Genomic DNA, 14,498 nt, shown 5'->3' with positions numbered 1-14,498 from the left:
ACAGCTGCTTACGGTCTACCAACATGGACTCGCTGCACTGTCAGATTGATCGTCTGACTTTGCTGGATCACCTGTGCGCCTTGCAGCACCTGGACTGAAAGGCTGTGTTCGCCGCGGTCCAGCTCCGTGACCTGGACGCGAGGAACGTTGGTGGGCTGACCATAGGGTTTGCCATCGACCAGCAGTTGCAGCAGGTGACCGGGCTGCAAACGCGGTTGAATCATCACGCCCACGATGAAAGAGCCATTGTTGGCGCGCAGGGCTTCGTCGTTGGGCAAGTCGGTCAGCTGCAATGTTTGATAGGACGCAGGGGTAGGCGGTGCCTGAATCTGGTTTTGTGACGGGCTGGGCGATGAAGGCATGGGCGCTGTACCTCCCAGACTGTTGAGTGGTGGCAGATCGACCGTCTCCACTTTCTTTCCGTCGGGCGGCTGGCTGCTAAAGGCAGTATTGCCGTTGGCGTCGGTGTATTTGTAGATCTGGGCGACTGCGGGAAGTGCGAGTAACAGCAGCACAAGGGCAAGGCTTTGACGCATGAATACTCCGGTACCGCGATCATGAGAACGACAAACTCAGGCCCCGCTACATCGGTAGTGCAAGGGCAGTTGCCAGCATAGAGCAAAACCGTATTGGCGTTGAGTCAGGTCCGTCGTTACCGTCAGCCTTTGTTTATGTTCGTGCACAGACCCTCCGCGGCCCGCTGCAATGCAGTCACGAGGGTGGGGTCGGCTGCCTGGCGCTTGATCTCGGCTTGCACCCAGTGTTGGCAGGCCTCGTCCTTGCGATACGGCAAAAACGCAGCGTATTTCTCCATCAGCACTGGCTGCAGCGTGTCCAGGCGAGTGCGGATTCCCGTTGTCAGGCTGGCAGTGGGTTTCTCGGGCGGCTGAGTGTCGTGCCACTGTGCGATTCGCGCGTACTGCACCAACTTGTTGGCTTCGATCTGGGCAGTCATGAACTGGCGAACGTTACTTTTGTCGAGCTTGTACCCTGCGGCCTGGGCTTGGGCATTGGCGATCACTTGCTGCTCGCGCTCGGTGTCCTGAACCGGTTTGCCGCTGTAGAACTTGCTCTGCGCAACATCGTTAGCGATATCGAGCCGCTGACCCATTGCCTCGATGAGCGGACGCAGAGCGACAGGTGCGCAGGAGGACGATGCTGCGTTGATGCAGCCGGACATCAAGGGGGCGGTCAAGAGCATGAGCCAGAGTGGTTTTGGCATGTGGGGATCCTTGTGAGTCATTGTGGCGTAACAGCCGCATGTCGAATGCAACAGTATCCGGAATAAATCGTTGAAAATGCGATAACCCGATACCACCACGGGCAAGACTTTACGACTTCGTAAGGCTCTCGACCCGTAGCGGTCTGCTTCAGGAGCATAAAAAAAGCCTCCCGAAGGAGGCCTTTCTGGCGCAGCGTCCGCTGGCGCGACTGGATCAGCAGCTGTAGTACAGCTCGTATTCCAGAGGGTGTACGAAGGTACGTACCTTGATTTCTTCTTCCGATTTCAGGGCGATGTACGCGTCGATGAAGTCGTCGCTGAAAACGCCGCCTTTGGTCAGGAACGCACGACCTTTGTCCAGCTCTTCCAGGGCTTCTTTCAGGCTGCCGCACACTTGCGGGATCTCTGCTGCTTCTTCTGGCGGCAGGTCATACAGGTTTTTGTCGGCCGCATCGCCAGGGTGGATCTTGTTCTGGATGCCATCCAGGCCAGCCATCAACAGTGCAGCGAAGGCCAGGTACGGGTTGGCCGATGGATCCGGGAAACGCGCCTCGATACGACGGCCGCGTGGGCTGGAGACGTATGGAATGCGGATCGAAGCGGAGCGGTTGCGAGCCGAGTAGGCCAGCATGACTGGAGCTTCGAAGCCTGGGACCAGACGCTTGTAGGAGTTGGTCGACGGGTTGGTGAAGCCGTTCAGTGCCTTGCCGTGCTTGATGATGCCGCCGATGAAGTACAGGGCGGTGTCGGACAGACCGGCATAGCCTTCGCCGGCGAAGGTGTTCTTGCCATCTTTGGCAATGGACATGTGAACGTGCATACCCGAGCCGTTATCGCCGTACAGAGGCTTAGGCATGAAGGTTGCGGTGCGGCCATAGGCATCGGCAACGTTGTGAACCACATATTTCAGGGTTTGAACTTCGTCAGCCTTTTTAACCAGCGTGTTGAATTTCACGCCGATTTCGTTCTGGCCAGCCGTTGCCACTTCGTGGTGGTGAACTTCGACGACCTGGCCCATTTCTTCCAGGGCGTTGCACATTGCGGTGCGGATTTCGTGGTCGTGGTCGAACGGAGGAACCGGGAAGTAACCGCCTTTGATGCCTGGACGGTGGCCTTTGTTGCCGCCTTCGATGTCAGCGTCGGACATCCAGGAGCCTTGTTCGGAGAAGATCTTGAACATCGAACCCGAGATGTCGGACTTGAATTTCACTTCATCGAAGATGAAGAATTCTGGTTCTGGGCCAGCGAATACGGTGTCACCGATACCGGTGGACTTCAGGTATTCCTCAGCGCGGTGAGCGATGGCGCGCGGATCGCGGTCGTAACCTTGCATGGTCGAAGGTTCGATGATGTCGCACACCAGGATCAGAGTCGGCTCTTCGGTGAACGGATCCAGAACGGCGCTTTCGTCGTCCGGCAGCAGAATCATGTCGGAGGCTTCGATGCCTTTCCAGCCGGAGATGGACGAACCGTCGAACATTTTGCCGACTTCAAAGAAGTCGTCTTCCAGCGCATCGCGAGCAGGCATGGTCACGTGGTGCTGAGTACCTTTGGTGTCCGTGAAGCGCAGATCAATCCATTTAACGTCATGATCTTTGATGAGTTGAACCGACTTCGACATGTTGTCCTCCGGGGTGGCTTAGGGCCGGGGTAGTGGTGGGCCCTTAATATGGGTGATGCCGGGCGCGATAGTCGACCAAGGCAACCTGCCTCACAAGGGAGCAATTTGCATGCCAGTGCCCCGTGTTGGGTTTCCCGTGAAAAATGCCGGGTTTTAGCGCGATAAACGTCGCATTTGTAGAAATTAGCGCACCGTTATGGTGCTTGAGGATTGTATACAGTCACATTTTGGTGCACTGATGATCGGCTATACGATAACTGGTTAAACCTTGAGCAATTTCCGCTATAATCCGCGCCCCCCTTTTTCGACCGGCACCCCGCGCGCTGTTTTCATGAAATTAATCGTTAAAGTTTTCCCGGAAATCACCATCAAAAGCCGGCCTGTGCGCAAGCGCTTCATCAAGCAGCTGGCCAAAAACATCCGCACCGTGCTCCGCGATCTGGACCCGGCGCTGGTGGTCGATGGCGTGTGGGATAACCTCGAGGTCGAAACCAGGGTCGAAGATCCGAAGCTTCTGCAGGAAATGACCGAGCGCCTGAGTTGCATGCCGGGCATCGCACATTTCTTGCAGGTCGATCAGTACCCGCTGGGCGACATGGATGACATCTATGAGAAGTGCAAGCTGCACTTCGGTCATGCCTTGTCCGGCAAGATTTTCTCGGTGCGCTGCAAACGCGCCGGTCACCACGACTTCAGCTCCATGGATGTCGAGAAATACGTTGGCAGCAAGCTGCGCCGTGAGTGCAACGCCGCCGGTATTTCACTCAAGGCTCCAGAAGTCGAGGTGCGGATAGAAATCCGCGACAAGCGTCTGTTCGTGATCCACAGCCAGCACAACAGCATTGGCGGCTACCCGCTGGGCTCGCTGGAGCAGACTTTGGTGCTGATGTCCGGTGGTTTCGACTCCACCGTGGCGGCATATCAAATGATGCGTCGCGGGTTGATGAGCCATTTCTGCTTCTTCAATCTGGGCGGAAGGGCTCACGAACTGGGCGTGATGGAAGTGGCGCACTTCCTCTGGAAGAAGTACGGCAGTTCACAGCGAGTGCTGTTTGTCAGCGTACCGTTCGAAGAGGTTCTGGGAGAAATTCTCGGAAAAGTCGATAACAGTCATATGGGCGTAGTATTGAAGCGTATGATGTTGCGCGCTGCGACCGACATTGCCGACAGGCTGGAAATCGACGCGCTGGTAACCGGCGAAGCGATTTCCCAGGTGTCAAGCCAGACCCTCCCGAATCTGTCGGTAATCGATTGCGTGACGGAAAAGCTGGTCTTGCGCCCGCTGATCGCCAGTCACAAGCAGGACATCATCGACCAGGCCGACCAGATCGGCAGCGGCGATTTTGCCCGGCACATGCCTGAATACTGCGGTGTGATCTCGGTCAATCCAAAGACCGCGGCCAAACGTAACCGCGTCGAGCATGAAGAAAAAGAGTTCGACATGGCCGTGCTTGAGCGTGCGCTCGAAAACGCCCGTCTAGTGCCTATCGATCGCGTGATCGAGGAGTTGGGGCAGGACGTTCAGGTTGAAGAAGTCAGTCAGGCGCTGGCCGGGCAAGTGGTCGTCGACATCCGCCATCCGGATGAAACCGAAGACCGTCCGCTGGATCTGTCGGGCATCGAAGTACAAACGCTGCCGTTCTTTGCATTGAACAGCCGTTTCAAGGAACTGGATGACACACGCCAGTACCTGCTTTATTGCGACAAAGGCGTCATGAGTCGCCTGCATGCTCACCATTTGCTCAGTGAGGGACATGCCAATGTGCGCGTTTATCGACCGAGCTAAGTGCCCGGGGCTGTTTGCCTGTGGCTTGCGTCACCGGCCCCCCGACACCAGTCGTCAGCCGTAACGGCTGCAGACCCCGAACAGGGTCTCGCCGACTGTACCGTTCATAGCTGCCTGCATTCAGTCAGCTGACCGAATCCTCTGATCGAGATACACAAGTGATCGAAAATCTACGTAACATCGCCATCATTGCTCACGTTGACCACGGTAAAACCACCCTCGTCGACAAGCTTCTGCGTCAGTCCGGCACCCTTGAGCGCAACGAGCTCAACGACGAACGCGTGATGGACTCCAACGACCAGGAAAAAGAGCGCGGTATTACCATTCTCGCGAAAAACACCGCGATCAACTGGAATGGCTACCACATCAACATCGTCGACACCCCGGGCCACGCCGACTTCGGCGGTGAAGTAGAGCGCGTAATGTCGATGGTCGACTCCGTACTGCTGCTGGTGGACGCTCAAGACGGCCCAATGCCACAAACCCGTTTCGTGACCAAGAAGGCGTTCGAAGCCGGCCTGCGTCCGATCGTCTGCATCAACAAGATTGACCGCCCAGGCGCGCGTCCGGACTGGGTTCTGGACCAGATCTTCGACCTGTTCGACAACCTGGGTGCCACCGAAGAACAGCTGGACTTCAAGGTCGTCTACGCCTCGGCCCTGAACGGTATTGCCGGTCTGGATCACACCGACATGGCTGAAGACATGACCCCGCTGTACCAGTCGATCGTCGACAACGTACCTGCGCCGTCGGTTGACCGTGACGGTCCGTTTCAGATGCAGATTTCCGCTCTGGACTACAACAGCTTCCTGGGTGTTATCGGTGTTGGCCGTATCGCCCGTGGTCGCGTCAAGCCGAACACGCCAGTCGTGGCTATCGGTGCCGATGGCAAAAAGCGCAACGGTCGTATCCTGAAGCTGATGGGCCACCACGGCCTTCACCGCATCGACGTTGAAGAAGCCGCTGCAGGCGACATCGTGTGCATCAGCGGTATGGAGTCGCTGTTCATCTCTGACACGCTGTGCCACCCGGACACCGTTGAAGCGATGAAGCCGCTGACCGTTGACGAGCCGACCGTTTCCATGACCTTCCAGGTCAACGATTCGCCGTTTTGCGGTAAAGAAGGCAAGTTCGTGACCTCCCGTAACATCAAGGAGCGTCTGGACAAAGAGCTGCTCTACAACGTTGCTCTGCGCGTTGAAGAAGGCGACTCGGCCGACAAGTTCAAGGTTTCCGGCCGTGGCGAGCTGCACCTCTCGGTACTGATCGAAACCATGCGTCGCGAAGGCTTCGAAATGGGCGTCGGTCGTCCTGAAGTAATCATCCGTCAGGTTGACGGCGTGAAGCAGGAACCGTTCGAAAACGTGACCATCGATACCCCTGAGGAATCCCAGGGCAAGGTGATGGAAGAGATGGGTCTGCGTAAGGGTGACCTGACCAACATGGTGCCGGATGGTAAAGGCCGTGTTCGCCTTGAGTACAACATCCCTGCTCGCGGTCTGATCGGTTTCCGTAACCAGTTCCTGACCCTGACCAACGGTGCTGGCATCCTGACCTCGATCTTCGATCGCTATGACACCATGAAGTCCGGTGACATGTCGGGTCGTCAGAACGGCGTTCTGGTTTCGGTTGAAACCGGCAAGGCGCTGACCTACTCCCTGGAAACCCTGCAGGCGCGCGGCAAGCTGTTCGTCGAGCACGGTCAGGAGATCTACAACGGTCAGATCGTTGGCTTGAACAGCCGTGACAACGACATGGGCGTCAACCCAACCAAAGGCAAGAAGCTCGACAACATGCGTGCGTCGGGTAAAGATGAAACCATCGCTCTGGTTCCACCTGTTCGCTTCACCCTGGAGCAGGCGCTGGAATTCATCCAGGACGACGAGCTGTGCGAAGTCACGCCTAAGTCCATCCGTCTTCGCAAGAAGATTCTGGACGAAGGCGAGCGTACCCGCGCTGCCAAGAAAGCCAAGGCGTAACTAGCCCAGGCTCAACGAAAACGCCCCCGGTCGAAAGGCCGGGGGCGTTTTTGTTTGTGCGGGATTCGAGTGGGCCGGGAATGTCTTTTTGCCGGAGCACGGTTTGTCGGCGGGAGCGATTTCAAGTGCGCCACCGCCGCACGCCATACTGCTACAGGCGGCAGGCAGGGTGGTCAGAACTTCAAAGGAACCCGCCCCGAGTTCGCGCTCAGCGTACCGCTGTCCTGACGCTGCACCGCTTTGGGCTTGTAGGCGCAATATCCCGGGCGTGGCCCGACCTTGGGGTGATTGCGGCAGGTGTCGGGGCGCTTGTCATAGATGGTGCATAACCGGCTCTTGCGATCCAGATACAGGCAGTCGTCGTTGCTCATGCGCTGCAGGGTGAAGATCCCTGATTTCTGATTGAAGCGCTCGATAATGCCTTCCTTCTGCAAGCGCTTGGCGATGTTCTTGGGGTTATCGCCGATTTCGAATTCGTCCACCACGCCGATGCGAATCAGGTCCTTGATCTTCGCTTCCACCGGCAGTGTGCAACAGCTGGAAACACAGCCTCCGCACATGTGGCTGGAATATTTCTGCCAAGTCTCGAGGCGGTCGAGTTCTGCAGCAGCGATCAGGGTTGGCTTCATGATGTCGGGGTTCCGGGTGTATCGGGCGCGCGATCATACCGGGCGGCGAGCATTTCCCCTATCGCAAAATGCTCAAGGCGACTGTCGGCAGGTATCAGATCTCCATGGCCCGATTGTTCACGGTCGTCGCGCGATGACCTTAACCAGGCTGCTGCAAAAGATCAGCGCATGACCTCTGCGGCCAACACCTCGATCTGTTCATGCCGCTCAGCCTGGTTGAGCCTGGAATGCGGATTGAGCGAGGACCACTGCGGGTGAGCCCGAGCCTTGTGCAGAGCATCTGGCAGTTTGCCCTCGCGCCAGGACTTATCTTGCGGGGCATCCAGCTTGATGCTCTCCAGCGCCGCGTGACCCCGTGCCTCCAGTGCCAGCAGCAATTGCCGTTGACGCAATGCCAGCAGCCGCAGCACGGCATCGTCGACGGTCAGCTCACGTTCGCCCTTGAGTTTGCCCAGCAAGCGTGCGCCGTAGCTGCGCGCGGTTTGCAGGGCACCTCCGGCGATTGCCCCGACCAGTGCCGCCGCGCCCAAGGTAACCCCGCCCACCAGCAAATCCACCCCAGCGCCTGCCGCAGCCCCGGCGGCAATACCGCTGCCCACCCGCACCCCAAGCAGCTTCAATGTTTCCGGGTTAAACAAGTCATCCCCCCAGCGTCCATCCAGCAACGGCAGGTCGCTGGCCGAAGCATCGTCACGGCGAAACGCATACAGCTTGAGCAGTGCTTCGACGCAACGCTGTTCGCGCTGGCGCACAGACTTGCGCAAATCGTCGACAGCCGTCTGCACTTGGTCAGACACCGTGGCGACACTGCGCCGACAGGCCGCGCAATCGAGTAACAACTCAGCGATCAACCGCGCAGCGCTATGCCGGCGGACGTCACGTTGGGCTTGTTGGTCGAGGATCAACCGCTCCAATTGCCCTCGCGAGGTTTCCAACAGCAACGCCAGGCTTTCGTACAGCCGCCGCTCACCGTCCTCGGGTGGCGCGACAGTGTCGAAGCGCACCAATGCATGAAGGCCAAGGCGGGCGAGGGCTTCGCGCCAGTCCGTTTCGCGATGGTGCGCACTGCTGACGAAATTGAGCACTGGCAACAGCGGTTTGCCGCAACTGGCGAGCACCGACAGTTCATCCCGGTACTTGGCAAGCACTGGTTCGCGGGCATCGATCACATAAAGGCCGGCGTCCGAAGCCAGCAACTGGCGCAACACCTTGGCTTCCTGTTCGAAGCGTTGGCGGGCTTCACTGCCCTCCAGAAAACGCGCCAGCCGCGCCGGGCCGTCAAGGCGTTCGCCGGGGCGATCAAGACGCTCCAGATAATCCAGCAGGGCAATGGCGTCTTCCAGGCCAGGAGTGTCATACAGCTCCAACAACGCCTCGCCGTCCACCGACAGCCGCGCACCCTCCACGTGGCGCGTGGTGCTGGGACGATGAGAGACCTCACCGAAGCCGACATCGCGGGTCAGGGTGCGCAATAGCGATGTCTTACCCACGTTGGTATGACCGACCACTGCGAGTTTCAGCGGGCGAGCCCGGTTTTTTTCAATCATGTCCGGTCTCCAGCCAAGTCAGCGGTGCGCTGTCGGCCCAGGTCAGCTCAAGCGTGTGCAGCGCGCTGCGCCAGTCGCCCAGACGATCGGCATCAAGCGCCTCGCCGGCTGGGGCAGGGAGCAGCCAGACGCGGGTTGCCGCGGCACAACGGGCCAGTTCGGCAATCAGCGCAAGGCTGCCCCGGTCAGGCGAGCGACGCGGGTCGCATGCTATCGCCAGGCGTGCGGGTGGGAAGCGGGTCAATTGGTCGAGCAAGGTCCGGCGCGATTCGCGGCTGTCGAGAATGCCCCCGTCGGCCACGGCCTCCGACAACTTCGGTGGCCACGGGCGTTGCGCGTCCAGTTCAATGGCAACGAGCAACGCACCCTCGCTTTCGATGGCTGAAGTGCCGGTTTGCACTGCATGAAGCTGCGCGGGCGCCGCATCGTTAATGCCCAAGCGTTCGCTGCTGGGCATCAATCGTTCGCGCAGTTCGACAAATCCGGGTTCGCTCAGGTCCAGCGCTAACTGTTTGCGGCCCGCGCGCCAGCGCCCGTAGCAGAGCAAGGTCAGCAGCAGACGCGGCCCGATGCCGTAGACCACCAGCACGCCCACCAGCCACGCCGCCCAGGCTTGCCGGGCGTTCTCGATGACCAGTGCACTGTCGCCGCTGGCACGGATCATGGCCTCGCTGGGAACCCGGAAGCCCACGAGCGACGGTAAAGTGCCCAGGCCCTGGGTCAGGCTGACGAACGTGTCGCTGCTCAGAATAGTGGTCTCCCAGACGAAACCGTAGCGTCGGGTGGCCATCAGCAACAGCAGCAGGGTCAGAGCGCTCAGCAGCGCCAGCAGCCATAAACCGTTGACGCAGGTGCCGAGCAGCCAGCGGTTCAGGCGCTTGCGTTGCAGCAGCAAAATCAGCGCGGGCGCCAACTGCGCAGCTTGCGCATCGCGGGCGAGCTTTTCACTGAGCCAAAGCCATAGACGCCCGAGGCTGGCGGCGCTTTCACCAGCGAAGAGCAGGCCCAGCGCCCAACTGATCAGCAATATCAGGTTCAGCCCAAGCAGACTGCCCAAGGCCCAGAACACGTTGACGGCCGCTTGCCCGTCACCCAAGGCGGCGAAAGCCAGCCCCGCGCCGCTGACCACGGCGAAGACGGACAACAGGACCAATGACAGGCGCGCGCCCTGTTTCCAGTGGCGCAACGCGGCGAGCATGCCGTCGCGCTCGGCCAGCCACAGCGCGCGATACTTGATACGTGTCAGCAAGTCACCCGCATTGGCGCGGGCGCGACGGCTGGCCTCGTCATCTTCAAGCGATCCGGCATGCTGCTCGCGCAGGCGCACCGCTTCGGTCAGCCATAATTCATCGAGTGGGGTCAGTACAGTCACACGGCGTCTCATTGGTGAAGTCAGGGTTGAGCATAACCGTTGTCGCCGCAATCGCGCAGGGCCACGGGTTTGTGTGACGTTGGACCTCGGCGTTTGCGATCTGGCAGCACGAAATCAACGTTTCGCTCTGCTATCCTCGCCATCATGAAAAAACATCTCCCCCTCAGCCTCATCGCCGCCCTGGGTGAAAACCGGGTCATCGGCGTCAACAATTCCATGCCCTGGCACCTGCCGGGTGACTTCAAATACTTCAAGGCCACCACACTGGGCAAGCCGATCGTCATGGGTCGCAAGACCTGGGACTCGCTGGGCCGGCCTCTGCCCGGTCGATTGAACCTTGTCGTGACCCGTCAGGCAGACCTGCAGCTTGAAGGCGCCGAAGTGTTCAGTTCGCTGCAGGCCGCGGTTGAACGCGCAGAAGCCTGGGCGATTGAGCAGGGTGTCGGCGAAATCATGTTGATCGGTGGTGCGCAGTTGTACGCGCAAGGACTGGCGCAGGCAGACCGTCTCTATCTGACCCGTGTGGCGTTGAGCCCCGAAGGCGATGCATGGTTTCCGGAATTCGATCAGGCCGAATGGAAGCTGGTTTCCACTGCGCAAAACCCGGCGGTGGACGACAAGCCTGCTTACCACTTCGAGGTGTGGGAGCGCGTTTGACCGATCACCCGTGACAGCACGGCTTGCCGGCGCTGAGTCATTGAACGCTGTCACCGCAGGCTGGCTGTGCTGTGACAGCGTTCATCCTGCTGCGACTGAGGACCTCCACTCAAATGTCGTTTTTATGTCGTCTGTCGCCAACGGTGATCGGCGTGACGCCATCAGAACGCACGCTGTCGCTGACGCATTAAAACCGCAATGGCTTTTTGTTACGGTCCAGCCTCGAACTGATAAAGGGGAGGACACCGTTATGAAGCTCGCACCGAAACTGTTGGCCGCTGCGCTCTGTCTGGGGCTCGCCGGACAGGCATTTGCCACCGAACTCAAGCACTGGCCCGAGCCTGCGGCCAAGCAACTTGATGCCATGATTGCGGCCAATGCCAACAAGGGTAACTTCGCCGTTTTCGACATGGACAACACCAGTTATCGCTACGACCTGGAAGAGTCGCTGCTGCCATTCCTGGAAAACAAAGGGCTGATTACCCGCGACACACTCGATCCTTCCCTCAAGCTGATTGCGTTCAAAGACACCGCCGATCATAAGGAAAGCCTGTTCAGCTACTACTACCGCCTCTGCGAAATCGACGACATGGTCTGCTATCCGTGGGTCGCGCAGGTCTTCTCGGGCTTCACGCTCAAGGAGCTCAAGGGGTATGTCGACGAATTGATGGCATCGGGCAAGGCTGTACCGAGCACCTACTACGATGGCGATGTGGTCAAGAGCATTAATGTCGAGTCGCCAAAAGTCTTCACAGGCCAGGCGGAGTTGTTCAACAAGCTTATGGAAAACGGCATCGAGGTCTATGTCGTGACCGCCGCCTCCGAGGAGTTGGTGCGCATGGTCGCCTCCGATCATAAATACGGCTACAACGTCAAACCGCAGAATGTGATCGGCGTAACGACTTTGCTGAAGAACCGCGACACCGGCGAACTGACCACGGCGCGCAAGCAAATCAGCGCAGGCAAGTACGACGAGAAAGCCAACCTCGGTCTTGAGCTTACGCCTTACCTCTGGACCCCGGCGACCTGGATGGCGGGCAAGCAGGCGGCCATCCTGACCTACATTGATCAATGGAAAAAGCCGGTAATCGTTGGCGGTGATACGCCCACCAGCGATGGGTACATGCTGTTCCACAGCGTCGATGTCAGTAAGGGTGGCATCCACTTGTGGATCAATCGCAAGGACAAGTACATGACTCAGCTAAACGGCATGATGGAGTCCAATGCCCAAGCACAAGCCAAGGAAGGTTTGCCCGTGACGGCGGACAAAAACTGGGTGATCGTCAAGCCGGACGAGATTCAGTAAAGCCGGCACTACTCAACGTGTAGGAAGGCGCTTGCCCGCGATTGCGTTTCGTGAGCCCCCCTGCGGTGCCGGACCTGACGCGTCGCGAGCAAGCTCGCTCCCATAGGACGGGTGGCATTTCTGATATCCAATAAAAAGCCCGACATCGCTGCCGGGCTTTTCGCTTGCTGCTCAGACGCCGGTTACGGCACCAGCTTGTCCAGCAGAGCCTTGTCACGCACGGCGCCTTTGTCGGCACTGGTCGCCAGCAGGGCATAGGCCTTGAGGGCCGTGGTCACTTTGCGCGGGCGGGTCTCGACCGGTTTCCAGCCTTTCTTGTCCTGCTCGGCACGGCGCTCGGCCATTTCCGCGTCGTCGATCAACAGATTGATCGAGCGATTAGGGATGTCGATCAGCACCTTGTCGCCGTCGCGTACCAGCCCTATCGCGCCACCCGCCGCCGCCTCTGGCGAGGCATGACCAATGGACAGTCCCGACGTACCGCCCGAGAAACGGCCATCGGTCAACAGCGCGCACGCTTTGCCCAATCCCTTGGACTTCAGGTAAGACGTCGGGTAGAGCATCTCCTGCATGCCCGGGCCGCCTTTCGGACCTTCGTAACGGATGATCACGATGTCGCCGGCTTTCACTTCGTCTGCGAGGATGCCGCGGACCGCGCTGTCCTGGCTTTCGAAGATCTTCGCGTTGCCTTCGAACACGTGGATCGACTCGTCCACGCCTGCGGTTTTTACCACGCAGCCGTCCAGCGCGATGTTGCCATACAGCACGGCCAGGCCGCCTTCTTGCGAATAGGCGTGCTCGACGCTACGGATGCAGCCGTTTTCGCGGTCGTCATCCAGCGTGTCCCAGCGTGTCGATTGGCTGAATGCGGTCTGCGTCGGGATACCGGCCGGGCCTGCCTTGAAGAAGTGATGCACCGCTTCGTCTGTGGTCTGGGTGATGTCCCACTTGGCGATGGCTTGCTCCATTGACTTGGTGTGCACAGTCGGCAGATCGGTGTGCAGCAGGCCGCCGCGGGCCAGCGAGCCGAGAATACTGAAGATGCCGCCTGCGCGGTGCACATCTTCCATGTGGTACTTCTGGATGTTCGGCGCGACTTTGCACAGCTGCGGCACACGGCGCGACAGGCGATCGATGTCGCGCAGGTCGAACGCCACTTCGGCTTCTTGGGCCGCGGCCAGCAAGTGCAGGATGGTGTTGGTCGAGCCACCCATCGCGATGTCCAACGTCATCGCGTTTTCAAACGCCTTGAAGTTGGCAATGTTGCGCGGCAGCACTGAGTCGTCGTTGTCGCGATAGTAGGTCTTGCACAGCTCGACGATGGTGCGGCCAGCCTGCAAGAACAATTGCTCGCGGTCACTGTGGGTCGCCAGTGTCGAACCGTTGCCAGGCAGCGCAAGGCCCAGGGCTTCGGTCAGGCAGTTCATGGAGTTGGCGGTGAACATGCCGGAGCACGATCCGCAGGTCGGACAGGCGCTGCGCTCGTATTCGGCAACTTTCTCGTCCGATGCCGTGGAATCCGCGGCGATGACCATTGCATCGACCAAGTCCAGGCCGTGGCTGGCGAGCTTGGTTTTGCCGGCTTCCATCGGGCCGCCGGAGACGAAAATCACCGGAATGTTCAGGCGCAGGGCAGCCATCAGCATGCCGGGGGTGATCTTGTCGCAATTGGAGATGCAAACGATGGCATCGGCGCAGTGGGCGTTAACCATGTACTCCACGGAGTCGGCGATGATCTCGCGACTGGGCAGCGAGTACAGCATGCCATCGTGACCCATGGCGATGCCGTCATCGACCGCGATGGTGTTGAACTCCTTGGCCACGCCGCCGGCCCGCTCTATCTCGCGGGCCACCAGTTGGCCGAGGTCCTTAAGGTGCACGTGGCCTGGTACGAACTGGGTGAAGGAGTTGGCGATGGCGATGATCGGTTTCTTGAAATCTTCGTCTTTCATCCCCGTGGCGCGCCACAAGGCACGCGCACCGGCCATATTGCGGCCGTGGGTAGAGGTTTTCGAGCGGTAATCAGGCATTGGAGCACTCCGGGCGGCTAATCAGGTTCAGTAGGGGAGTGAGCTTCTCTTGGTCCGTTGCAACGGCGACAGGTCGCTACCGTTGCGGATGAGGTCGGTAACGCCACAGGATCACTGCGCGCTCGACCGGAGCTCATAAACCCGCCGGGGGATGATTGGCGATGAATAGGCCGATTCTACACCGCTGGCGGCGGGATGGAATGCCAAGACCGATCATGGGCCTTTAGTCGTGAGTGTGTAGGAAATGTCTGAGTTTTTTCCTTCGGGTTTTTTAGCCTTGCTTGCTTGGTTAACATCCCCGCGCCGCATGTGCGGTCAACGAGAAATCATCTTAATGGACCACCCCGGT

General features: G+C 59.2%; 11 protein-coding genes. 4 read left to right on the top strand and 7 right to left on the bottom strand.

Annotation, left to right across the window (positions count from 1 at the left end; translation table 11 throughout):
* Nucleotides 1-8: 8 nt before the first annotated feature.
* The 3 genes from B3I26_RS19295 to glnA form a co-directional block, all read right to left on the bottom strand.
* A complete protein-coding gene (locus B3I26_RS19295) occupies nucleotides 9-536 on the bottom strand; it encodes a DUF4124 domain-containing protein (RefSeq protein WP_296259962.1) in 528 nt (175 codons plus the stop codon).
* A 122-nt stretch (nucleotides 537-658) separates the two neighbouring features.
* Complete coding sequence (locus tag B3I26_RS19290; protein WP_296259961.1) at nucleotides 659-1,222, bottom strand: chorismate mutase; 564 nt, start codon at nucleotides 1,220-1,222, stop codon at nucleotides 659-661.
* Nucleotides 1,223-1,436: 214 nt separating this feature from the next.
* On the bottom strand, nucleotides 1,437-2,843 hold the full coding sequence (glnA, locus tag B3I26_RS19285; protein ID WP_296259958.1) for a glutamate--ammonia ligase: 1,407 nt from the start codon (nucleotides 2,841-2,843) through the stop codon (nucleotides 1,437-1,439).
* Between the two features lie 331 nt (nucleotides 2,844-3,174).
* On the opposite strand from glnA, the gene thiI reads away from it, so the two are divergent.
* Entirely contained in the window at nucleotides 3,175-4,629 is a 1,455-nt protein-coding gene (gene thiI, locus B3I26_RS19280) for a tRNA uracil 4-sulfurtransferase ThiI (protein ID WP_296259956.1), read from the top strand.
* 158 nt (nucleotides 4,630-4,787) lie between these two features.
* Nucleotides 4,788-6,608 carry a translational GTPase TypA gene (typA, locus tag B3I26_RS19275; protein WP_296259954.1) on the top strand — a complete coding sequence of 607 codons (1,821 nt, stop codon included), beginning with the start codon at nucleotides 4,788-4,790 and terminating at the stop codon, nucleotides 6,606-6,608.
* Nucleotides 6,609-6,781: 173 nt separating this feature from the next.
* Here typA and B3I26_RS19270 read toward each other — a convergent pair whose 3' ends face one another.
* The 3 genes from B3I26_RS19270 to B3I26_RS19260 form a co-directional block, all read right to left on the bottom strand.
* Nucleotides 6,782-7,237, bottom strand: coding sequence for a YkgJ family cysteine cluster protein (locus B3I26_RS19270; RefSeq protein ID WP_296259953.1), 456 nt, complete (start codon nucleotides 7,235-7,237; stop codon nucleotides 6,782-6,784).
* A 161-nt stretch (nucleotides 7,238-7,398) separates the two neighbouring features.
* Nucleotides 7,399-8,784, bottom strand: a complete 1,386-nt coding sequence (locus tag B3I26_RS19265; RefSeq protein ID WP_296259951.1) for a GTPase/DUF3482 domain-containing protein — start codon at nucleotides 8,782-8,784, stop codon at nucleotides 7,399-7,401.
* Nucleotides 8,777-10,156 (bottom strand): DUF2868 domain-containing protein, encoded by a 1,380-nt coding sequence (locus tag B3I26_RS19260; RefSeq protein ID WP_296259949.1) that lies wholly within the window; start codon nucleotides 10,154-10,156, stop codon nucleotides 8,777-8,779. Before B3I26_RS19260 ends, B3I26_RS19265 begins: the two co-directional genes overlap by 8 nt.
* A 144-nt stretch (nucleotides 10,157-10,300) precedes the next feature.
* Between B3I26_RS19260 and B3I26_RS19255 the strand changes: the two genes are divergently transcribed.
* Together B3I26_RS19255 and B3I26_RS19250 are read left to right on the top strand one after the other, a co-directional pair.
* Nucleotides 10,301-10,813 (top strand): dihydrofolate reductase, encoded by a 513-nt coding sequence (locus B3I26_RS19255; protein WP_296259947.1) that lies wholly within the window; start codon nucleotides 10,301-10,303, stop codon nucleotides 10,811-10,813.
* A 250-nt stretch (nucleotides 10,814-11,063) separates the two neighbouring features.
* Nucleotides 11,064-12,119, top strand: coding sequence for a haloacid dehalogenase-like hydrolase (locus B3I26_RS19250; protein WP_296259946.1), 1,056 nt, complete (start codon nucleotides 11,064-11,066; stop codon nucleotides 12,117-12,119).
* Between the two features lie 182 nt (nucleotides 12,120-12,301).
* Here the strand turns inward: B3I26_RS19250 and ilvD are convergent, their stop codons facing one another.
* Nucleotides 12,302-14,149, bottom strand: a complete 1,848-nt coding sequence (gene ilvD, locus B3I26_RS19245; protein WP_296259944.1) for a dihydroxy-acid dehydratase — start codon at nucleotides 14,147-14,149, stop codon at nucleotides 12,302-12,304.
* Nucleotides 14,150-14,498: the final 349 nt, after the last annotated feature.

The organism is Pseudomonas sp. UBA5706 (assembly GCF_002419965.1).
GTDB lineage: Bacteria > Pseudomonadota > Gammaproteobacteria > Pseudomonadales > Pseudomonadaceae > Aquipseudomonas.
Note: the sequence above shows the minus strand (reverse complement) of the source record. Positions and strands in the feature narration are given on the sequence as shown.

Bases quoted from the DNA above. Each gene is read 5' to 3' on its own strand.
- B3I26_RS19295 (WP_296259962.1), bottom strand. From the start codon at position 536: ATGCGTCAAAGCCTTGCCCTTGTGCTGCTGTTACTCGCACTTCCCGCA.
- B3I26_RS19290 (WP_296259961.1), bottom strand. From the start codon at position 1,222: ATGCCAAAACCACTCTGGCTCATGCTCTTGACCGCCCCCTTGATGTCC.
- glnA (WP_296259958.1), bottom strand. From the start codon at position 2,843: ATGTCGAAGTCGGTTCAACTCATCAAAGATCATGACGTTAAATGGATT.
- thiI (WP_296259956.1), top strand. From the start codon at position 3,175: ATGAAATTAATCGTTAAAGTTTTCCCGGAAATCACCATCAAAAGCCGG.
- B3I26_RS19270 (WP_296259953.1), bottom strand. From the start codon at position 7,237: ATGAAGCCAACCCTGATCGCTGCTGCAGAACTCGACCGCCTCGAGACT.
- B3I26_RS19265 (WP_296259951.1), bottom strand. From the start codon at position 8,784: ATGATTGAAAAAAACCGGGCTCGCCCGCTGAAACTCGCAGTGGTCGGT.
- B3I26_RS19255 (WP_296259947.1), top strand. From the start codon at position 10,301: ATGAAAAAACATCTCCCCCTCAGCCTCATCGCCGCCCTGGGTGAAAAC.
- B3I26_RS19250 (WP_296259946.1), top strand. From the start codon at position 11,064: ATGAAGCTCGCACCGAAACTGTTGGCCGCTGCGCTCTGTCTGGGGCTC.
- ilvD (WP_296259944.1), bottom strand. From the start codon at position 14,149: ATGCCTGATTACCGCTCGAAAACCTCTACCCACGGCCGCAATATGGCC.